Source organism: Indiicoccus explosivorum (genome assembly GCF_002167005.1).
GTDB lineage: Bacteria > Bacillota > Bacilli > Bacillales_A > Planococcaceae > Indiicoccus > Indiicoccus explosivorum.
In genome coordinates, this window is record NZ_NHTN01000007.1 from 1 (window position 1) to 21,347 (window position 21,347).

The 21,347-nt window shown below is 53.7% G+C and carries 19 protein-coding genes, 1 pseudogene and 1 other annotated feature; all 20 genes and pseudogenes read right to left on the reverse strand.

Annotated features, from left to right (window positions below):
* A pseudogene (locus CCE92_RS15685) lies at positions 1-112 on the reverse strand (3-phosphoserine/phosphohydroxythreonine aminotransferase); the annotation flags it as partial.
* Between the two features lie 69 nt (positions 113-181).
* Positions 182-2,935: an isoleucine--tRNA ligase gene (gene ileS / locus CCE92_RS01540; protein ID WP_088005763.1), complete on the reverse strand. Its 2,754-nt coding sequence runs from the start codon at positions 2,933-2,935 to the stop codon at positions 182-184.
* Positions 2,936-2,979: 44 nt separating this feature from the next.
* Positions 2,980-3,204: a binding site (T-box leader), on the reverse strand.
* 41 nt (positions 3,205-3,245) lie between these two features.
* The gene (locus CCE92_RS01545) at positions 3,246-3,812 is read right to left on the reverse strand and encodes a DivIVA domain-containing protein (RefSeq protein WP_088005764.1); all 567 of its coding nucleotides are present in this window, start codon (positions 3,810-3,812) and stop codon (positions 3,246-3,248) included.
* An 87-nt stretch (positions 3,813-3,899) separates the two neighbouring features.
* Positions 3,900-4,685, reverse strand: a complete 786-nt coding sequence (locus tag CCE92_RS01550; protein ID WP_088005765.1) for a YlmH family RNA-binding protein — start codon at positions 4,683-4,685, stop codon at positions 3,900-3,902.
* A 329-nt stretch (positions 4,686-5,014) separates the two neighbouring features.
* Positions 5,015-5,278, reverse strand: a complete 264-nt coding sequence (locus CCE92_RS01555) for a YggT family protein (RefSeq protein ID WP_088005766.1) — start codon at positions 5,276-5,278, stop codon at positions 5,015-5,017.
* Positions 5,279-5,294: 16 nt separating this feature from the next.
* Positions 5,295-5,762, reverse strand: a complete 468-nt coding sequence (locus CCE92_RS01560; protein ID WP_088005767.1) for a cell division protein SepF — start codon at positions 5,760-5,762, stop codon at positions 5,295-5,297.
* A 3-nt stretch (positions 5,763-5,765) separates the two neighbouring features.
* Entirely contained in the window at positions 5,766-6,410 is a 645-nt protein-coding gene (locus CCE92_RS01565; RefSeq protein WP_241535821.1) for a YggS family pyridoxal phosphate-dependent enzyme, read from the reverse strand.
* A 203-nt stretch (positions 6,411-6,613) separates the two neighbouring features.
* Positions 6,614-7,771: a cell division protein FtsZ gene (gene ftsZ, locus CCE92_RS01570; protein WP_088005769.1), complete on the reverse strand. Its 1,158-nt coding sequence runs from the start codon at positions 7,769-7,771 to the stop codon at positions 6,614-6,616.
* A 56-nt stretch (positions 7,772-7,827) separates the two neighbouring features.
* Positions 7,828-9,120, reverse strand: a complete 1,293-nt coding sequence (gene ftsA, locus CCE92_RS01575) for a cell division protein FtsA (RefSeq protein ID WP_088005770.1) — start codon at positions 9,118-9,120, stop codon at positions 7,828-7,830.
* 229 nt (positions 9,121-9,349) lie between these two features.
* Entirely contained in the window at positions 9,350-10,144 is a 795-nt protein-coding gene (locus tag CCE92_RS01580; protein ID WP_088005771.1) for a cell division protein FtsQ/DivIB, read from the reverse strand.
* A 17-nt stretch (positions 10,145-10,161) separates the two neighbouring features.
* Positions 10,162-11,526 (reverse strand): UDP-N-acetylmuramoyl-L-alanine--D-glutamate ligase, encoded by a 1,365-nt coding sequence (gene murD, locus CCE92_RS01585; RefSeq protein ID WP_088005772.1) that lies wholly within the window; start codon positions 11,524-11,526, stop codon positions 10,162-10,164.
* A 1-nt stretch (position 11,527) separates the two neighbouring features.
* Positions 11,528-12,493 carry a phospho-N-acetylmuramoyl-pentapeptide-transferase gene (gene mraY / locus CCE92_RS01590; RefSeq protein ID WP_088005773.1) on the reverse strand — a complete coding sequence of 322 codons (966 nt, stop codon included), beginning with the start codon at positions 12,491-12,493 and terminating at the stop codon, positions 11,528-11,530.
* 82 nt (positions 12,494-12,575) lie between these two features.
* Positions 12,576-14,810 carry a penicillin-binding protein gene (locus CCE92_RS01595; RefSeq protein WP_088005774.1) on the reverse strand — a complete coding sequence of 745 codons (2,235 nt, stop codon included), beginning with the start codon at positions 14,808-14,810 and terminating at the stop codon, positions 12,576-12,578.
* Entirely contained in the window at positions 14,807-15,166 is a 360-nt protein-coding gene (gene ftsL / locus CCE92_RS01600) for a cell division protein FtsL (protein WP_088005775.1), read from the reverse strand. Before ftsL ends, CCE92_RS01595 begins: the two co-directional genes overlap by 4 nt.
* A gap of 79 nt (positions 15,167-15,245) precedes the next feature.
* Complete coding sequence (gene rsmH / locus CCE92_RS01605) at positions 15,246-16,184, reverse strand: 16S rRNA (cytosine(1402)-N(4))-methyltransferase RsmH (RefSeq protein WP_088005776.1); 939 nt, start codon at positions 16,182-16,184, stop codon at positions 15,246-15,248.
* Between the two features lie 20 nt (positions 16,185-16,204).
* Positions 16,205-16,636: a division/cell wall cluster transcriptional repressor MraZ gene (gene mraZ / locus CCE92_RS01610; RefSeq protein ID WP_088005777.1), complete on the reverse strand. Its 432-nt coding sequence runs from the start codon at positions 16,634-16,636 to the stop codon at positions 16,205-16,207.
* Between the two features lie 148 nt (positions 16,637-16,784).
* A complete protein-coding gene (gene bshC, locus CCE92_RS01615; protein WP_241535823.1) occupies positions 16,785-18,437 on the reverse strand; it encodes a bacillithiol biosynthesis cysteine-adding enzyme BshC in 1,653 nt (550 codons plus the stop codon).
* 36 nt (positions 18,438-18,473) lie between these two features.
* Positions 18,474-18,848 carry a DUF3397 family protein gene (locus CCE92_RS01620; RefSeq protein WP_241535824.1) on the reverse strand — a complete coding sequence of 125 codons (375 nt, stop codon included), beginning with the start codon at positions 18,846-18,848 and terminating at the stop codon, positions 18,474-18,476.
* Complete coding sequence (locus tag CCE92_RS01625; protein ID WP_088005778.1) at positions 18,849-19,709, reverse strand: 2-dehydropantoate 2-reductase; 861 nt, start codon at positions 19,707-19,709, stop codon at positions 18,849-18,851. It abuts the gene before it with no gap.
* Between the two features lie 65 nt (positions 19,710-19,774).
* Positions 19,775-21,325 carry an acyl-CoA carboxylase subunit beta gene (locus CCE92_RS01630; RefSeq protein ID WP_088005779.1) on the reverse strand — a complete coding sequence of 517 codons (1,551 nt, stop codon included), beginning with the start codon at positions 21,323-21,325 and terminating at the stop codon, positions 19,775-19,777.
* Positions 21,326-21,347 lie beyond the last annotated feature (22 nt).

A 21,347-nucleotide genomic window follows, 5' to 3' on the forward strand; every position in this document is an offset into this window, starting at 1 on the left:
ATCTCTTCACTCCGCCCGCGTCACGGAGCCATTCCAGGACAAGCTTCGTTACGTAGATCGCGAACGTCGGCGGCGTGTTATAGAGCGACTCCGACTGCGCGTATGTCCAATAGGGGCTGCCGAGACTTTCTCGACAGCCTGAGAAAGCCTGCAGGATGACCTGCAGGCTTTCGGATAGCTGTTACAGAGATTTTACAACCGACGTGCAGCGAGGGCACAGTTCCGGGTGCTCTTCGCTCGTGCCGAGTTCTTCCGATACGACCCAGCAGCGTGCGCATTTGTCGCCCGGCGCCTTTTCGACTGTCACCGATACCCGGTCCAGCTTCAAGGCATTTTCCGGAGCGTTTTCCGGAGAACCGCCGAACGCGAACTTCGATGTGATGAACAGCTGCGCGACATTCTCATCGAGCGACGCCAACAGTTCTTCCGTCCCTTTATCGCCGTAAACCGTCACTTTCGCTTCGAGCGATTTGCCGATCACTTTCGCCGCCCGCGCTTCTTCGAGCGCTTTCAGCACGTCATCGCGCACTTCCATGAACGCTCCCCATTTGTCCATCAGTTCCGGGGACGCCGGGTAGTCGTCGGCCGCCGGGAAGTCCGTCAGCTGGACACTGTCTTCCGGCTGGTTCATATACGACCACATTTCATCTGCCGTGTGCGGGATGATCGGAGATGCGAGCTTCACGAGCGCCATGAGCGAATCGTACATGACCGTCTGCATCGCCCGGCGGTTCGGATGGTCGGCTGTTTCAATGTAGACGACATCCTTCGCCACGTCGAGGTAGAAAGCGCTCAAGTCGTTCGCACAAAAAGAGTTCAGCGCCTGGTAGACCGCCGGGAACTCATACGCTTCATAGCCGGCGACCGCCGCCGTGATCATTTCCCGCAGCTTCCCGGTCATGTACTGGTCCATTTCCCGCATGTCTCCGTATGCGACCCGGTGTTTTTCCGGTTCGAAATCAAACAAGTTGCCGTGGAGGAATTTCAGCGTGTTGCGGATTTTCCGGTACACTTCCGCCACTTGTTTGATGATGTCATCGGAAACACGCACATCCGCCGTGAAATCTACTGAAGCGACCCACATGCGGAGGATATCCGCTCCGAGCTGGTTGATGACCTTCGCAGGTTCTGTCACATTCCCGAGGGATTTGCTCATCTTGCGTCCTTCTGCATCCAGGACGAACCCGTGGCTGACAATCCCTTTGTAAGGCGCAATGCCGTTGATGGCGACGCTCGTCGTCAGCGAGGAGTTGAACCAGCCGCGGTACTGGTCGGATCCTTCGAGGTAAATGTCGGCCGGATACTGCAGGTCCTCCCGCTCTTCCAGCACGCCCTGGTGGGACGTTCCGGAATCGAACCACACATCCATGATATCGAGCTCTTTCGTAAAGGTGCCGTTCGGGCTCGACGGATGCGAGAAACCTTCGGGCAGCAGATCTTTCGCGTCACGCTCGAACCAGACGTTCGAGCCGTGCTCGCGGAACAGACCGGCGATATGCGCGATCGTTTCTTCCGTGATCACTTCATCCCCGTTCTCAGCGTAGAATACCGGAATCGGCACGCCCCAGACACGCTGGCGGGAAATGTTCCAGTCCCCGCGGTCGCGGATCATGTTGAACAGCCGGGTCTCTCCCCAAGCCGGAGTAAAGGCGGTATCGCGGATCGCCTGCAGCGCATCTTCCCGGAACGCATCGATCGATACGAACCACTGGGCGGTCGCCCGGTAGATGACCGGTTTTTTCGTCCGCCAGTCGTGCGGATACGAATGCGTGATGAACCCGAGCTTTTCGAGTGCGCCCGCTTCATCGAGCGCTTCAGTGATGGTTTTATTCGCTTTATCATAAAATTCGCCTTCGAATCCAGGCGCTTCCGCTGTGAAAACCCCTTTTTCGTCGATCGGACAAAGCACACCGAGCCCATAGCGCTTGCCGATGAGGAAGTCATCTTCTCCGTGGCCCGGCGCCGTGTGCACGCAGCCGGTGCCGGAATCCGTCGTGACGTGGTCTCCGAGCATGACGAGCGACGTCCGGTCATAAAGCGGATGCTTCGCAAGAATGTGTTCCAGTGCCGTCCCTTTGACCGTCTTGACCGTCTTGACGTCTTCCCAGCCCATTTCCTCGGCTGAAGCTTTCAGCAGATCTTCGGCTACGACGTACGTTTTCCCGCCGGTCTCGACGACCGCATAATCCAGTTCCGGATGGACAGCAATGCCGAGGTTCGCCGGGATTGTCCAAGGCGTCGTCGTCCAGATGACGATGTTCGTCCCTTCGTCCAGGACGCCTTTGCCGTCAGAGACAGCAAAGCTGACAAAGATCGACGGTGACTTTTTATCCTTATACTCGATCTCCGCTTCCGCGAGCGATGATTCACTCGACGGCGACCAATAGACCGGCTTCAGTCCTTTGTAGATATAGCCTTTATTCGCCATTTTGCCGAACACTTCGATCTGGCGCGCTTCGTATTCCGGCTTGAGCGTCACATACGGATTGTCCCAATCCCCTCTGACCCCCATGCGTTTGAACTGCGTGCGCTGGTTGTCGAGCTGCTCGAATGCGTACTCTTCGCAAAGCTTCCGGAATTCCGCCAGGGACAGTTCTTTCCGGTTGACCCCTTTGTTCGTCAGCGCCTGCTCGATCGGCAGGCCGTGCGTATCCCACCCCGGGATATAAGGCGAATGGAATCCCATCATCGAGCGGGACCGTGTGATGAAATCCTTCAGCATTTTATTGAGGGCGTGGCCGATATGCAAATCCCCGTTCGCATACGGCGGTCCATCGTGGAGAATAAAGAACGGACGGTCTGCTGTCCGCTCCTTCACTTTATTGTAGATATCCATCTCTTCCCATTTTTTCTGCAGTTCCGGTTCGCGGTTCGCCAAGTTGCCGCGCATCGGAAAGTCTGTCTTCGGCATCAGCAATGTATCTTTGTAATCCATTCCATTTCCTCCTCCATGAAAATAAAAAAAGCCTTTCCTCCCTGGAAAGGGACGAAAAGCTCTGTTCGCGGTACCACCCTTGTTGCAGCCTGAAATCCCGCTGCCACTCGATCGCCTTATCGCGGCGCATTCGGGAGCGGTTACTGTCCAGCCTGTTCACCGTTCCTGCTCGGGAGGGATGTTCACCGGAATTCCGTCATCAGGCTCCCACTGTCCCTGACTCGCTTGGTCCGTCATTTTCCGGCTACTGTCTCCGTCGTTGCATTCTGTTCTGCTATGCAGTTTATTATAAAATCGCCGTGCGCGGCCGTCAAGCTTCCGGTTTTTCTCCGGCAGTTCCCGGATCCGATTCCGCATTGGGGGCTTCCGATTCCTCTTCAGCAGCTGCGACTTCCTCGGCCGCCGGATGTTCCGGTGTTTCCGACAGCTCTTCCCAGTCTTCCGCTTCGACCATTTCGAGCTGGGTTTCCAGCAGCATTCTGAGCCTGCTCCGCACAACTTTGGACTGTTTTTTCAATTCCTCGATTTCAATGGCAAGCTGCCGGCTTTTTGAAAGGGATTCACCGAGAATGCGGTCGGCATTCTTTTCAGCTTCCCTTACGATGAGTTCCGCTTCCTTCTGTGAATTCCGGCGGACCTCTTCAGCGGCTTCCTGCGCAACAATCAGTGATTTCTGGAGAGTCCCTTCGATGGTGGTGAAGTGGCCGACGCGTTCATCCGTCTGTTTCAGCCGTTCTTCCAGCTCCCGCTTCTCCTGGATCAGCGTTTCATAATCTTTCATGACCTGCTGCAAAAATTCGTTGACCTCTTCTTCCTGGTATCCCCGGAAAACACGGGTGAACTGCTTGTTATGTATATCAAGCGGCGTCATAGGCATATCTGTCTCTCTCCTCCTCTTCTTCGATAGTTCTTATTATACAGATAAATCCGGTCGGTGAAGAGTCATTTACAGAAAATTTACCGCTCATTTTTTCGGTTCAAGGCGGCCGATGACCAAGCGGACTTTGTCTTTTTTCGTCCTTCCTTCAATCATGACGATGCGGATGCGGCCGAATCCTCGGACAGACAGCAGATCGCTCTCGTGGAGTTCGAACGCCGGCTGTTCCGTCACAGTCCAGTTCACTTTCACCCGGCCGCCGGAAACGAGGGCGGACGCTTTCTGTCTGGACAGATTGAAAACGGAAGCGAGGACCGCGTCAAGGCGCATCGAGCTGACAGTCATCGTCTCTTCCGCCCATTCCTCCGTCTGGACGATCAGCTGCTCCTCTTCCTCCACAAGCTCCAAGCCGATTTTCGTTTTGCCTGCCGTGACGAAATTGGTCTTCACGTACTGGCTGATCTCCTCTGCCGCAGCGAACTGGATCGTCCCGTCCGCCACCCGGATATCGCCGAACTTCCCCCGGCCAAGTCCCAGCCCCATCAGGGAGCCGAGCACATCCCGATGTTCCAGTGTCACGAACTTCGTGTGGTAATTGATTTGGAATACGAGGATCTTGAAATCCTCTTCGGCAGGTTCGAGGTAATCCGGATACAGCAGGACCCGCTGCCGTTCCGCTGCCGGAAATTTCCCGTCGCCGGCCATCAGGATCCCGCTCGAGCCGATCACCGATTTCACAATGAAACGCTCCCGCGGATCGAGGAAATCGGTCAGTTTGGGCGTATAGCGGTCTTCCACTTCCCGCAGCCAGCCTGCCGCCTGCTCAATGAACGGCTGCTCATCTTTTCTGAAATGCTGCAGCAGTGAATCCACAGCTGTGACCTCCTTTCTAAATTGGAAAAAATCCAGAAAACCACTACTGTGTTCTAAAGGAGTATTTCCCCTGCATTCAAATGCAAATTAGATATTTCTCCTTACTGTTCGCTTCACTGAGAAGTTTCTGCTGTTCCAGGTCCACGTGAAGCAAGAGGGGAAGCCGCCCGACTCCTGCGGAAAAACGGACGGAGTGAGACCCCGCAAGCGCGCAGCGCGAGGAGGCTCAGCCGTTCGTCCGCGGAAAGCGGGGGATGTTCTCCTCTCGCATTTAGAGCTTTCGCCATTCAGCAGTTAACAGGAATAAAAACAACCCCACGTCCGTGGGGTCAAAGTGTATAAATGAACAGTGTCCATAATCCCCGCGAAGCCAGCCGGAGGGCGAAAATCGCAACGATCGGAGAAAAGTCGATCATGCCGAACGGCGGAATGATCTTCCGGAAAATCTCCAGGTATGGTTCGGAAATCCGGCCGATCATCTGGCCGATTCCGGTTTCTCGGGTACTCGGGATCCAGGACATAAAAATGTAGATGATCAGGATAAAGGAATAAATATCAATCGCTAACGTAAGTAAACGGACAACTTCATACATCGGTTTTATCTACACCTCAATTTTTATGCTGATCTTCATAATAAAGATCGGAAATGACGCCATCCACTTCGACAGTATCCGGAACACAGATGAAAATATCCCGGCCGATCCGCTGAATATCACCGCCGAGCGCATAGACCGTCCCGCTCAGGAAGTCGATGATCCGGATTCCCTGATCCCGTTCGACCCGCTGAAGATTGACGACGACGGACCGCTTGCTTTTCAAATGCTCTGCAATGTCCTGTGCTTCCGCATACGCACGGGGTTCGACGAGTGTCACTTTCGCAGATTTTGTCACAGTCTGGAGGCTGATCAAGTTCGGGCTGTCCGCCGCTTTCGCACGCCGTTCCGCCGCGTTTTTCCTCATCTGTTCCCTCACAGGCGGCTCTTCCCGCTGCGGACGGTGAACGGGAGGCTTCTCTACCGCTTCCTGTTCTTCTTCCTCAAGGTAAAAAAAGCTTTTGAATTTTTCTTTAATATTCATTTTCTACGCCTCACTTTCCGATCCGACAAGTGCCGTCCCGATCCGGACGAATGTCGCGCCTTCTTCCGCCGCGATCCGGTAATCATTGGACATGCCCATGGAGCATTCGGTACAAGGTGCATACGGCAGACCGAGCGATGCCACTTCCAGCTGCAGCTTTTTCAGCCCCGCGAATGTCTGCCGGATCTTCTGTTCGTCGTCTGTGTTCGGAGCCATCGTCATCAGACCGATCACGCGGATCTTATCATATGCCTCAAGCTCTTTTATGAACGGGATCACTGCCTCCGGCGCTAGTCCATGCTTGGACTGCTCTCCGGATACATTGACCTGGACAAAACAATTTACAGGGCGCTCAGCCCGTTTTTGGATTTCTTTCGCCAGACTTTTGCGGTCGAGGGAATGAAGAAAATCGATCAGATGGATCACATCTTTGACTTTGCGGGACTGAAGGCTTCCGATGAAATGCCAGCTGACATCGGCATCGATCTTTCCGCGCTTCTCGATGAGCCCTTCAGCACGGTTCTCGCCGATATGCCGGATTCCGGCTCTGATCGCTTCCTCTGTCCGATCGGCCCCTACATTCTTTGTGACCGCGATGATCCGGATTCCGCTCTGGATTTCATCCAATTCATCTGTCAGTCGGTCCATTATCGGTTTTACCGGTTCCATGCATTCACAACTCTCTTCAGATGTTCCCCTCATTTTATCAGGGAACGGATTATTAATCAATCAGGCACAGTGCGAATGGAACGCCGTTTCCGGAAGCTGCTGCCGCAGCTGCAGAAATCCTTACAGAAAAAGGGGCTGCCCCTAAACGTCATAGTTCATGACCTTTCGGGACAGCACCCCAATTAACGGCGTCTTCTGTTTCGCAGGAACGTCGGGATATCGAGTGTGTCTTCCTGCTGTCTGTCCTGGCGCGCAGGTTCCTGGTAAGGCTCTTCTTCCCGCCGGGTGTCCCGCTGAGGCGCCTGCTGGTATGAGGGCTGCTGGTACGAAGGCTGCGGACGTGCCGCACTCACGCCTCCCCGGACCGGCCGTGATCCCCGGAGCTGTTCCTCATTGAAGCCGGTCGCGATGACCGTAACCACGATTTCATCTTTCAGGTTATCGTTGATGACCGAACCGAAAATCATATTGACTTCTTCGTCCGATGCGGAAGCGACAATATCGGCAGCTTCCTGGACTTCGTAGAGGCTCAGGTTCGAACCGCCGGTGATGTTCATGATGACTCCTTTCGCTCCGTCGATCGATGTCTCGAGAAGCGGGCTGGAAATCGCTTTCTTCGCCGCTTCCGCTGCCCGGTTTTCACCGGATGAGACACCGATTCCCATGAGCGCGGATCCTTTATTGAACATGATGGTTTTAACGTCCGCGAAGTCCAAGTTGATGAGACCCGGTGTCGCGATAAGGTCTGAAATACCCTGCACCCCTTGGCGGAGGACGTTATCCGCTTCGCGGAAAGCTTCAAGCATCGGTGTGTTCTTGTCGACGATTTCAAGGAGGCGGTCATTCGGGATGACGATGAGTGTGTCCACCGCTTCTTTCATCGTGCCGATTCCGCCGATTGCCTGCGTCGAACGCTTGCGTCCTTCGAACGTGAACGGGCGTGTGACGACACCGATGGTCAGAGCACCGAGCTCCTTCGCAATCGCTGCGATGACCGGAGCAGCACCGGTTCCGGTCCCGCCGCCCATGCCGGCAGTCACGAACACCATGTCAGCGCCGCGGAGCGCTTCTTCGATCTGTTCTTTGCTTTCTTCGGCCGCTTTTTTTCCGACCTCCGGATTTGCACCGGCGCCCAGACCGCGTGTCAGTTTGCCGCCGATCTGCAGTTTCGTATCAGCCTTTGACAGTTTAAGTGCCTGTGCATCCGTGTTCACCGCAATGAAGTCGACACCCTGGATCCCGTGCTCGATCATTCTGTTCACAGCGTTATTCCCGCCGCCTCCGACTCCAATAACTTTGATAGCGGCCAACTGGTCAATTGATGTATCGAATTCCAACATTCCCGTATCCTCCTAAATATTGCATTGCCCTTTTCGCAGGTGCTGTGCAAAATGATTTACTCGAAAAACTTATCAATGAAGCGTTTCGCTTTCGCCGTGACTCCTTCGCCGTTCTTTTCCTTTTCCTTCACCTTCGGCACTTTCTGCTTTTTCGGCTGGGCGGCCGGCTCTTTCCCGATCGGATTGCCGAGAGCGGCGCCTCCGCCGAGACGGCCATAGAACATATCATCCATATAGGCGTACTGGATCAGGCCGACAGCTGTCGTATACTGGGGCTCCCGCACTCCGATGAAGGCCGGGGAAAACAGCCTCACACGCGTCTGAAGGATGTGGCGGGCCAGTTCCTGGATCCCGTCGAGCTTCGATACCCCGCCTGTCAGGACGATTCCGCCCGGCAGGTCCCGGATCCCGATGCTGTGCAGTTCCTCGAGCACCATATCGAACAGCTCTTCGAGGCGTACGCCGATAATTTCCGATATGTATTTTTGACTGTACCGTTCACCCGTTCCGCCGCCTACCGAAGGGACATCGAAATAATCGCTGTCCGATGCTTCATCATAAAAAGCATGGCCGTACTGCAGCTTTATCTGCTCTGCCTGCTCGGTCGGCGTTTTGAGCACGATGGATAAATCCTTCGTGATATGGTCTCCGCCGATCGGCAGGACAGAGGATGCCACCAGATGCCCTTCCTGGAACACTGCCAGGGACGTCGATCCGCCGCCGATATCGATACAGGCGGCTCCCTGATACTTTTCGTCCTCGGTCAGCGCGATATGGCCGGCCACAAGCGGCTGGACGTAAATATCACGAATCGTCAGCCCCGCGCGCTCGACACAGCGGAGGACATTGTGGAGAATCGTTTTCGAAGTGGTGATCATGATGCCATCCATTTCAAGCCGGATGCCCATCATCCCGCGGGGATCTTCGATGTCATCGACGTGGTCGACGATATATTGGACAGGCACGACGTTGACGAACTCCCTGTCCGGCGGTATGGAAACGACCTGTGCCGCTTCATGGACCCTTTCCAGATCGATGTCCGTTATTTCCCTGTTTTCCGAATTCACTGCAACTACGCCTTTGACCGGCTGAAGCTGCACTTGATTGGCGGGTATGCCAAGCACGACTTCATTAATCGATTTGCCGATCATCCGTTCAGCCTGTTCGACTGCCTGGCGGATCGACTGTACAGTTGCGTCAATGTCGACGATGGCACCTCTGCGGATGCCGCCCGACTTTATATTACCGACACCGATCACATGCAATGACTGATTCGCCATTTCACCGATTAATACTTTAACCGTTGATGATCCGATGTCAAGACTCACGTATAATTCTGACTGGCCCAAAAACCGGCACCTCCCTCAATAAACTCCGTTATCCTCTATTCTATTGCAAATAGGGGGGCTTGTCTAAATAAAAAAGAAATCTTTTCAAATTTCTATGTGTCTTTTGAAAATCATCGGGTGCTGATAGGAAAGCGGACAAAAATACACTGTCCAAAACACCTTTGATTCTTAATGCCTATGACTTCGGTACACAGAAAACTATCGAAAGTCCCGACGGCTCGGAATCGGCTCAGCCGCCGGTTCCGGTCCCTTCCATTTGCTGCGCTTCTGTCTGCTCTTCTCCCGGAATCGCATAAGGCTGGAAGAAAATTCCCACTTCCGCATCGATGATCCCTTTTTCCCCTTCAGGAAGCTGTGCGGCGATCTCCGGATAGTAATTGACTTTTTCCGCGAGCGATCCCATAAGGACATGCACTTCATTACCGTCATTCATGTACAGTGTGACGGCCGCCGGTTTTTCCTCAGGAGACGTCTGGATGACTTGGGAAATGAGCGGAAACACTTCTTGGTCCAGCTTTGCCAATTGGCCGGCGATCCGTTCTTTTGCTTTCTTTTCTTTGAATCCTGTCAGAAGCGGTCCTGTCTTTCCCTCAGTCGGCAGGTCAGCCGCATAGCCGTTGGCGAGCAGGAGCTGGTAGCCGGATTCCTGTTCAAGCAGACCCACATGGCTGAACTCTTCAACGGATAATTCCACGGCTGTCAGCCAGTTCCTTTCCACTTCCGCCTGTTTAACCCAGTCCAGCTCTGTAAGCTTTTCCTGCACATCTTCAGGGTCGAATGACCACATCGACTCTCCTTCAGTCAGCCCGCTGGCTTCGAGATAGACCTCTTCACCGAAGAGGTTCTCCCCTTCTATCGAAATGCTCCTGATTTTACTGTAAGGGGACTGGTTATAGACCAGGAGAATCAGCAGGATTAAAAGAATAACCAGCAAACCTGCGAATTTCCGGTTTGTCCTTTTCTTGCGGCGGTCACGTAACTTCGGTATGCGTTCTTCAATATCGATCACTTTATCAGGTGTCATACCGGCCGCTCCTTATCCTAAAAAATAGTATCATCAAGTTTGTAGACAGCCTCGATGAATGCATTGCCCCGCAGTTCGAAATTTTCGTACTGGTCCCAGCTTGCACAAGCCGGTGACAGGAGGACAGTGTCTCCTTCAGAAGATAGGGAGACAGCCTTTTGCACTGCTTCATCCATATCGTCTGCAGCCGCTGTGTGTCCGACTCCGCAATCTTCTGCGAAGGCGATGAACCGTCCTGCAGTTTCCCCGATCGCCACCACCGCCTTCACCCGGTCCATGAACGGCCGGAGCTCTTCAAACGAATGCCCCCTTTCCAGTCCGCCGGCGATCAAAATGATCCCAGACCGGAAAGCTTCGAGTGCATTCTTTGTCGCCAGTGCATTGGTTGCCTTAGAATCATTATAAAATTTCCGCCGGTTCCGTTCCACTACAAATTGCGTACGGTGTTCCACACCGCCGAAGGTCCTCAGTACACCGGTCACTGCGTCCGGGCCGCATCCCCATAGGAGCGCAGCGGCGGTAGCGGCGGCGGCATTCTCCAGGTTGTGGCGGCCGGCGAGCCGGATATCCGCCAGCCTGATCACCTCTTCCCCGTTCCAGTAGAGGGCTTTATCATCGGCGCTCATGCCGGCCTCTGTCCGTCCATTCAGCGTGAACGGTACTTTTGCCGCCTGAGTGGTCTTAGCGAATGATGACAGCTCCGGCTGGTCGGCGTTATAAATGAGCCAGTCTTCAGGGGACTGATTCCGGGCAATCTTATACTTGGAATCGCGATAATCCTCGATGGTTCCGTGGTAATCAAGATGAGCCTCATAGATGTTCGTAATGATGGATATTTTCGGACGGAAATCTTCCGTGCCCTTCAGCTGGAACGAAGAAAGTTCGGTGACGATGACGCTGTCAGGCGGCGCCATTTCAGCGACCCCTGACGCAACTGTGCCGATATTGCCGGCGACCAACGGCTTTTTCTGTCCCGCCTCGAGCATTTTGAAAAGCAGGGTCGTCGTGGTCGTTTTCCCGTTTGAGCCGGTTATTCCGATCATGGGCGCTTTGCTGATCCGGTAAGCCAATTCGACTTCTGTCCATACCGGAATCCCTTTCGTTTCCGCCTGGCTGATGATCGGGTTGCTGTAGGGGATTCCGGGATTTTTGATGATCAGTCCGAATCCTTCATCCAGCAGATCCTCAGGGTGGCGCCCGCAGATCACCGTAACGCCCATCCCGAGAAGCGCTTCCGCTTCCGGATTCTCCTTGAACGGTCTGGAATCATTCACTGTCACGAAAGCGCCGAGCCTGTGGAGGACGGACGCGGCGGTGAAACCGCTTTTTGCAAGCCCGAGCACCAAAATCTTTTTCTGAAAAAATACCGATTGCCCTTCCATATCAAATGACCTCCAGCCATAACGCCAGAACCGCTGCGATCAGTCCGGCACTCCAAAAGATGGACACGACTTTCCATTCGGACCACCCGACCAGTTCAAAATGATGATGGATCGGGCTCATTTTGAAAATCCGTTTGTTTCTGAGTTTAAAACTCGCCACTTGCAGGATAACAGAAAGTGTCTCGATTACAAAAACAATACCGATCAGCAAGAGCAGCAGTTCAAGCTCCAGAAGCGCCGATAATACCGCCAATGCCCCGCCGAGGGCGAGAGAGCCTGTATCCCCCATAAACAGCTTTGCCGGAAACTTGTTGTGGACCAGAAAACCGAGCATGGCGCCGACGACAGCAAAAGCGAAAATGGAAATCCCGGCTTCTCCGCGGAACAGCGCCAAAAATCCGAAAGCGCCGAAAGCGGCGACGGATGTGCCGGCCACCAAGCCATCCAGGCCATCCGTCAGATTGACGGCGTTGGAAAATCCGACCATCCAGAAAATCAGGAACAGAACATAAACCCATGACAATTCAATCTCCCAATCGGTGAACGGAACACCGATGCCAGTATCGAATACATTGCGGAGAAGCAGGAAGGTGATGATGGCGATCCCGATCTGGGCAAGTAGTTTCTGCAGGGATGTCAGCCCCAGATTCCGCTTCATGACCACTTTTATGAAATCATCCAGGAACCCGATGAGACCGAATCCTGTCAATGCGATCAGCAGGGCCGTCACTTCTGAAGTGAATACCCCCGCCAGCAGCGACACCGCCGCTGCGCTGATGATAATGACCGGCAGAAATACCGCTCCGCCCATCGTCGGTGTCCCGCTTTTCTTCTGATGGGATTCCGGTCCTTCTTCCCGGATGCTCTGACCGAATTTCATTCTACGCAGAACCGGTATGAGGGCAGGCACTAACAGTGCCGTTCCGACAAATCCGATTGCCGCTGCTAATAAACTCATGCTTTCCATAAATCTGCACAATCTCCTTTAACACAATCACGGAGCCGGGACTGTTGCAATCCAGTGCCCGGCCCCTGTAATTCATCTTTTATTATTCTTGCGTCACGGCCGGTTCTTCCGCTCCGGTTTCAGCGGGAAGCCCTTCTTCCGGAGAGGGTTCCGTCAGCGTTTTATAGGCTTTTTCAGGAGCCGCGAGATCGACTTTCGCTTCCAGCCGCTCAGTGACCGGCGTTCCAGGTATCGGCGTCTGTTTCACTGCGAAGCCGTCCCCGCTGATTTCAAGCCTCAGTCCGCTCAATTGTCTATACTGGAGGAGATGGCGTTTCGACCAGCCGCTGAAATCCGGAACCGTTTCTTTTCCGGAGGTCTTTAAGAAGACGCGCTCCCCTTCAGTAAGGGAAGTGCCGGGCTCCGGAAGCTGCGCCGCCACCTTACCTGGCGCACCGATGACAATCGCTTCCATGCCCTGTTCGGCGAGTCTGCCCTTCACTTCTTCCGAAGAAAGGCCGCTGTAATCTTCCAGCTTCAGAAGCTCGGCTTCCTCGATTTTTTCAGGTTCTACATTCAGGTACTTGAGGCTGTTGTCTGTGACTGACTTGAAAATCTCCGATACCGGATAGGATCCCTGTTCAGTATCTTCCAGTTCCGGCTGCTGGACTGCCACGTAAACAAGCAGCTGCGGGTCTTCCGCAGGGGCGAATCCGAGAAATGAGAACAAGTAATTTTCCCGGCCGCCCATATATCCGCCGCCAGGCGCCGGTATTTGTGCGGTACCCGTTTTCCCTGCCACCCGGTAGTCCTCGAGGGCGAAGCGCTGGGCCGTCCCTTTTTCTGAAGTGACCGTCGATTCGAGGATTTCCAGCACTTTTTCAGCCGTCAGCGCTGTGACCGGCTGGTTCCCTCTCTCTGGATCATGCTGGAGGATGACTTCATCTGTATCAGGGTTCGTAATCTGATCGATGACGAACGGTTTCATCATGACGCCGCCGTTAGCGAAAGCGGATGCCGCCTGAACCATCTGGATCGGTGTCACTGTGGACCCTTGCCCGAAAGTCAGCGCCAGGCGATCCATTGCATAGGTGTTCAGGATGATTCCTTCAGCCTCTTTTGGCAGATCGATCCCCGTTTTTTCGCCGAAACCGAAAGATTTTACATATTCAACGAATGTTTCCGGTCCAATCTTTTCCAGCAAATAAGCCATCGAGACGTTCGAGGACCGCTGGAATCCTTCCAAGAAGGAAATTTGCCCCCATCCGACCCAGTTATGGTCCCGGATCGTGTTGCTCGGCAAAGAATAGGAGCCGGACTGGTAAGTCGCTTCCGGATTCCAGACACCTTCCTCGATCGCCGCAGCCAACGTGAACATTTTCATTGGGGACCCCGGCTCGATGGTCAGCTGGATGATTTCATTCATCCAGTTCTCCGACAGCCCTTCCAGCGTATTTGGATTAAAGCTGGGCCGCTGGGACATAGCAAGGATTTCTCCGGTCTTCGGATCTGCTACGACCGCCATCATCCGTTTCGGCGAGTACTCCTCTTCCGCACGGGTCATAGCATCTTCCAGGAAGTTCTGGATCGTTTTATCGAGTGTCAGCCGGATATCCGCCCCATCGACAGCCGGCGTGACTTTTGCATCGTTGCCGGGAAGCAGATATCCCCATGTGTCGGTTTTGAATTCCATTTTACCATCCGTGCCGGTCAGAACTTCGTTGTACGTCGCTTCCAGGCCCATTTTGCCGACGAATTTCACTTCTCCGTTCTCCAATTCTTCCTTCTGTGCGAATCCGATCAGGTGGGAAGCGAAAACACCGTTCGGATAAAGCCTGGTCGAATCACGGATGAAGCCGACCCCGGGCAGGTCCTCTTCTTTGATCGCCAGCATTTCCGTATGGCTCAGTTCCCGGCCGGCAGCGCCGAATTCCACTTGATAGCGGCCTTTTTCAATACCTTCCCGGATCTGCTTCAAAAGCTGATTTTCATCGACCCCTAAGTGGCCGGCCAGCACTTGCGCCGTTTTTTCCGGATCTGTTACGTGACGCGGATATTCGGCGTTCTGGGTTGCCGCTTCACTTGTCACTGCAATCAGCCGATAAGCAAGCGTATCTTCCGCCAGAACTTCTCCATTCCGGTCAAGGATCCGCCCGCGCTCTGCGGCCAGTTCTTCAGTATGGCTATATTTCTGGGCAGCTTTGACTGCCAGTTCTTGTCCTTCTACTTCACCGGTCGCCTGAATCGTGATCAGGCGTGTCAGCAAAATGAAAAAGAGCCCTGCAAAAAACACAAATAGCAGAAAGGCTCCCCATTGAAATCGAAAAACTTTATTCATTGACCCGGCACTACCTTCACGTTTTGCTCGTTGAGCGTCAGTCCGAGGGCTTTCGCTTCCGACCAGATGCGCTCATATGTAGAAAGTTCACCAATCTGAACCGTCAAGTCCGAATTTTGTCGCTGCACTTCTTCAGTTGCCTGCTCGATCGATTGGATCTCCTGCGCTCCCGCGCGGATGGATGCTTCATTCTGGATGATCAGGATCGAACTGAAGATAAACATTGCCAGAAAGGCCGCATAGAGGATTTTCTCTCCCTTTGTAACCAGTTTCTTCTTTCTGACAGGCTGCCGTACCGGCGTCTCCTGTGGGAGCGGCTGGCGGATGAACGGCTGCTGTTTTGCATGTAAAGCCATTTGAACACGTCCCTCTCTCTTTAATTCCCATGAATACTGTCATTTGTCTCTGTCTATTTTATGTCTTTCATGATGTCGTTTATGACTGGATTTTTTCTGCAATACGCAATTTCGCCGAACGGGAGCGGTTGTTCACCGCCAGTTCTTGGTCATCCGGCACAATCGGTTTTCGGGTGATAAGTTTCAGTTTCGGTTCCAGCCCATGCGGAATCATTGGCATGTTCGGCGGAAGTTCGGGCAAAGAAGCCGCTTCTTTGAATAAGGTCTTTGTCAGCCTGTCTTCGAGTGAATGGAACGTGATAACGGAGATCCGCCCTTTCACATTCAAAAGATCGATCGCATCCAGGATGGATGTCTCAGCTGCTCCTAATTCATCATTCACAGCAATGCGGATTGCCTGAAAGATCCGTTTGGCGGGGTGTCCCCCTTTTCTCCTTGCCGGTGCCGGTATCCCCTCTTTGATCAGGTCAACCAGCTCGCCTGTCGTTTGGATCGGTGATTTTTCACGTGCCGATTCGATCTTTCTGGCGATTTGTTTGGAGAACTTCTCTTCACCGTAGCGATAGAAAATCCGGACAAGTTCTTCATATGGCCAATCGTTGACAACTTCGTAAGCACTTAATTCCTGTGACTGATCCATGCGCATATCTAGCGGTGCATCATGGTGGTAGCTGAACCCTCGTTCCGGCGTATCCAATTGAGGCGAGGATACACCTAGATCGTACATGACTCCGTCTACTCCGGTGACACCGCGCAGGGCCAGTTCTTCTTTAAGGAACTTGAAATTGGAATGGATGAATGTGATGCGGTCGGCATAAGGGGCGAGAAACTCCTGTGCATGGCGCAGTGCGTCCGCGTCCTGGTCAAAGCAATACAAATGGCCGTCGGACGAGAGCTGCTGCACAAGGTGCATGCTGTGCCCCGCACCGCCAAGCGTGCAATCCACATATATTCCATCCGGGCGGATGTTCAGACCCTCTACGGTCTCTTCAAGTAAAACCGTCGTATGGCTGAACATTCGATTCCCTCCGTTCCGGCTTAGATGTCAAAATCAATCAGTTCTTCTGCAATGTCGTTGAATGAGTCTTCGGATTCTGTGAAGTATGTTTCCCAGGCATCCTGTGACCAAATTTCAAAGCGGTTCGATACCCCGAGGATCACGCAGTCTTTTTCAAGATTCGCAAAGGCGCGGAGTGTCGGCGGTATATTCACACGTCCTTGTTTGTCCAACTCCACTTCCGTGGCGCCGGAAAAAAAGAACCTGGTGAATGCACGCGCATCGCGCTTCGTGACGGGAAGGGCTTTCAATTTATCTTCCATCTTCCGCCACTCATCCATCGGATAACCGAATAAGCAATTGTCAAGGCCCCGGGTGATGACAAATGCATCACCGAGCAGTTCACGGAACTTGGCAGGCACGATCAAACGGCCTTTCGAATCAACCGTATGCTGATACTCGCCCATGAACATGACCTTCACCCCGCTTATTGTGTTTAATGTACCACAATCCACCACTCTCTACCACTTGTTTTTACAAGTTTTCTTGAATGTTTCAAAAATATTTTGCTTTTTTACCGAATAAACAGAAAAAAAGCCCGCAGCAGGCGGACTTATTAGCTCAAAGACAAATGATTTTGTGTTTTTCGTCATAATTGAACGGTAATTTCAGCAAATCCGTTACAAGATCCGGACCATACAGATTCAAATATGGAACCGGCGGGTAAATCCGCTCCTGAAGACTCCCTTTCGGCAGCAGTTCATGCTCGATCGCCCGGTAATGGCCGATACGGGTCTCGTGCTGCCTCTCCACTTCCAAGGCGAGTTTCCGACGGAGAAATTCCGTCTGTTTCAAATGGATGGCCAAGTTTTTTTCGGCTGTGGGCCGCAACCCGCTGCTGACCTGCGCCACTTCCTCGATTATGTTTTCGTATCTGCTCTCAATTTCCGTTTCAAGGGACCGGATCAGTCGCTCGGTGCCCGTTTCCCGGATTTCTTGAAGGAACTGCTCTCTTTTTTGCGCCGCTTCCCCTCCAGCAATGACGCCGGCTGCCGACATTCCGTACCTGGCCAGCAGTTTACCGGTGCGCGGCGAGATAAAGGTCATACTCAAGCGCGGCATGACTACAGGCATTTCCAGCCCCGTGCAGCGGAAGGCGTTTTTCAGGGCCGCCCAGTAGGCGATTTCTCCCGGCCCGCCGATAAATCCAAGAACCGGAAACACCATTTCCTGCATCAGCGGACGTGTCACGACGTTATTGCTCAGCCTTTCGGGTTCCGTTTCCGCGACCTCTAGAAGCGCTTCCGCAGTCATCCGCTGTTTCCCAGCCACGAACTCATTTCCGTCGCGCTCAAGAAGCATACGCTGCCCCCGCTGTTCGATAAATAAATTCGCGGCATTCGGCGCGGCTTCCAGCATCCCCGGATAGCCCGCCCCGATGAGCCGCTGTTCATCCCACCAGACAGCTTCCGCGATATCCGGCGCCCGGCGTATCAGCTCTTTGAAAAAAGGGCGCTCATACTGCCGAAGGGCCGGATCAGCGGCGTCCATGAACAGGAGCCCCGATTCCGAAAAAAGCCAGTTCATGGCGGAAGCGAAAAAATCGGTGAACGTCTCCGATTCCCGAAAAAGCTCGCGGAACTTACCGAAAACCTCTCTCGAATGAGCCGTCTCCGGCAGATTCCTGAAATAGGCAGCCATCGTTTCGCCGATCCGTTCTTTGTTCATGCCTGCCGCTGAAGCACTTTTCCTGCCATATTCAAGATGCGGGAAATTGAGCTTATCCACGCGCTGGTCTAAATCCTGATAAACATGGGCGATTTCAGCAAAATCGTGGTCCTCTCCGGCAATCCAGAATAGCGGAACTACTTTTCTTCCCAGCTCTTCCGTCGCTTTTTGCGCCAGCACAATGGCCGAAACGGCTTTATGGACCGTATAGAGAGGGCCGGTGAACAGTCCTGCCTGCTGACCGGCGATGATGAGCGGAGCGCCATCCCGGAACTGGCCCAGGGTTTCCTCGGCCGCCGCTGATTTTCCAAACCGTCCCATGTACTCTCCAATGATGCAGCTGAGGGTTTCCCTGTCCGCCGGATGCCGGCTGACGGTGCGGTGATACCGTTCTTTCAGCGAAGCCATTACCGGCTCATATTCAAAAAAGTCCAGAAGGTTCCTGTCTCCTGTTATGTAATCATTCATCAGCTTGGATGCCGGCGCGATGAATTGTTCTTCGAGCTCCATGCGCAAAATTCCCTTCATCAAAACATTCAATTCCAATATAGCACTCCCACCGGCACATGAGAAAAAATCAGCTTATCGGAACATGCCCGCTATGAACAGAATTGTCCCGGCGGTCCAGATCAGGACATAAGCGGAGAACAGCACTAAAAAATAAACCCGCCACGTCTTGCGGAAATAGATAAATACATCGAGCTCTTTCGTCCGCTTCCATTCGGCATAAAGCAGGATAATGGCTGTCAAAACAGCGCCGATGGCAGTCAGGGAGAAAAATGGCAGTTGCCAGAGTGCTTCCACCGAGAGCGGGACGGCAGCAAACAGGATAAACGTGGCGGCGTCGGCCGCTGCGCCTGCCGGCCGTTTTTTCCTCGTAAACTTTGAACGCAGCAAAAAATATACCGGCAGAGGGACCACCATGACTACAGCCCCGATCATTTTCCATAAATCCATTCAATCCACCTCGGTCGCCTTCAGTAAGTAATATAAAGTCTCCAGGACAGGCATATCCTGCCCTGACCGTTCCAGGATATAGCCCACGATGGCGTCGAGCTCCAGCGGTTTTCCGGATAACCGGTCTGCAAGCATCGATGACGTATTGGCGCCTGTTGTCCTGCAGAGTGATTCAACGTCACGGAACGGAAGCGCACGCTCGGCCTCCGGATAAGCAGCCGTCAATTCCCGGTACAATTCTTTCAGCAGCCGGTTCGCATACTTATTCGACAGGAGTTCGCCGTTCGTCAGCCCAAGAAGTGCTGTAAGCGGATTTATAAGGCAATTCAGCCAGGTTTTCCGCAGCAGCATCTTTTCTGCATGTTCCTGCCATTCCGCCGGGAAGGCATCCAATTCCAGCAGCGGCCTGAATACTTCAGCATTCCCTTTCAAAAGAGAGAGCTTAACCACTCCTATTCCGCGGTGGCTGATCGATGCCGGTCCTGTCCGCTTCACGCCGTGTTCCACGCTTCCGGCTGCCATCTGGGTCTGCGGCAGCGAGGAGGCGAATTCCAACTGGGACATACCGTTCTGAAGGAACACCACCGGCACGTCGGGAGGCAGCCGGGCGAATTCAGACCGGAGGTTTTCCAGATCGCCGGATTTAACTGCGACCATAATGAAATCGCTTTGGCCGGTCTCCTGCCACCCTGTCACCGATCTGACGGTGATCCGCTCTCCATCTTTAATGATCCCTTCCGCCGACAGTTCGTTCGCTTGCCCGTTTGTTCTGGCCAGAAGTGTCACACCGCACCCGCTTTCTTTCAGCAGAGCTGCGATCAGCATGCCGACCGCTCCCGCACCGACCACCGTCACATGCATTGGGCTTTCTTCCTCCTTAAAAAGAAGCCTGCCTTCAGAAGGCAGACTTCACAATGGTTCCTCTATTATACCGGATTCACTGGGTGTTTACGAGATGGCAGCGGCAAATCTTTCGTTGCATAATAAGCGAATCTCGCCTCCAGCACTTCCCTGAGACTTCCCGGTGCCACGATTTCATCCACAATCAGGTCGGAAGCCAGTTTATAGATGTCGATCTGTTCTTTGTATTCCTGATGTTTCTGCTGGACATACTGAAGTTTCTCTTTCGGGTCTTCTATGGCTTCGATTTTATTCGAATACACCGCATTGACCGCCGCTTCCGGACCCATGACAGCGATTTGAGCTGTCGGGAGCGCGATGCAGACATCCGGTTCGAATGCCGGACCGGCCATTGCGTAAAGACCGGCGCCGTATGCCTTGCGCACGATGACCGAGATTTTCGGCACTGTGGCCGAGCTCATGGCGGCGATCAGCTTCGCGCCATGACGGATGATTCCTGCGCGTTCGACTTTCGTGCCGATCATGAAGCCCGGCACATCCGCAAGGAACAACAGCGGGATCGAAAAAGCATCACAAAGCGAAATGAACTTTGCGCCCTTATCCGCCGAATCGTGGAACAGCACGCCGCCTTTCGCTTTCGGCTGATTGGCGACGATGCCGACCGGCCGGCCGTCAATCCGCGCGAGCCCCGTGATCAGTTCCGGGGCGAACAATTGCTTCACATCGAAAAAGCTGTCTTCATCCACGAGTTGGTCGATCAGTTCGTACATATCGAACGGCGCGTTCTGGTTTTCCGGAATGATCTCTTCCAGCGCGCGGCCGGTTTTCTGGGCCTTACCGGCGGTCTGAGCCGGCTTTTCGGCAAAATTTGCGGGAAAGAAACTCAGATAGCGCTGCGCCTGCGCGATGGCTTCCTCTTCGGTCTTCGCCAGAACGTCTCCGCATCCACTGACCGTGCAGTGCATACGCGCGCCGCCCATTTCTTCCAGAGTCACTTTTTCACCGATGACTTTTTCCGCCATCCGGGGTGAACCGAGATACATGGAAGCATTGCCTTCCACCATGATGACGAGGTCGCAGAAAGCAGGGATATAAGCCCCTCCCGCCGCCGACGGTCCGAAAAGAAGACAGATCTGCGGGACCATCCCGGACATTCGCACCTGGTTATGGAAAATCCGGCCGGCTCCGCGCCGGTTCGGGAACATGTCCAGCTGATCGGTGATCCTGGCGCCTGCCGAATCCACGAGATAAAGCATCGGCACTTGATTCTTTTCAGCCGTCTCCTGAATCCGGATGATTTTTTCGACTGTGCGGGCGCCCCAAGATCCCGCTTTCACTGTCGAATCATTCGCCATGACACAGACCGTCTGGCCGCCCACTTTCCCCATCGCTGTGACGACGCCATCCGCCGGCAGGTCTCCGGCCTCCACGTTGGCGAAGCGGCCGTCTTCCACGTATTCCCCCTCATCGAACAACAGCTTCAGCCGATCCCGTACGAACAGCTTCCCCTGTTCCTTCAATTTCTCATGATACCTTTCCTGACCCCCGGAAAAAATCCCGGCCAGTTTTTCTTGCAGTCGCTCGTTATACCCCTTCTGTTCGGTCGTGTTAGTCATTCCCGATCCCCCTTTACGGTTC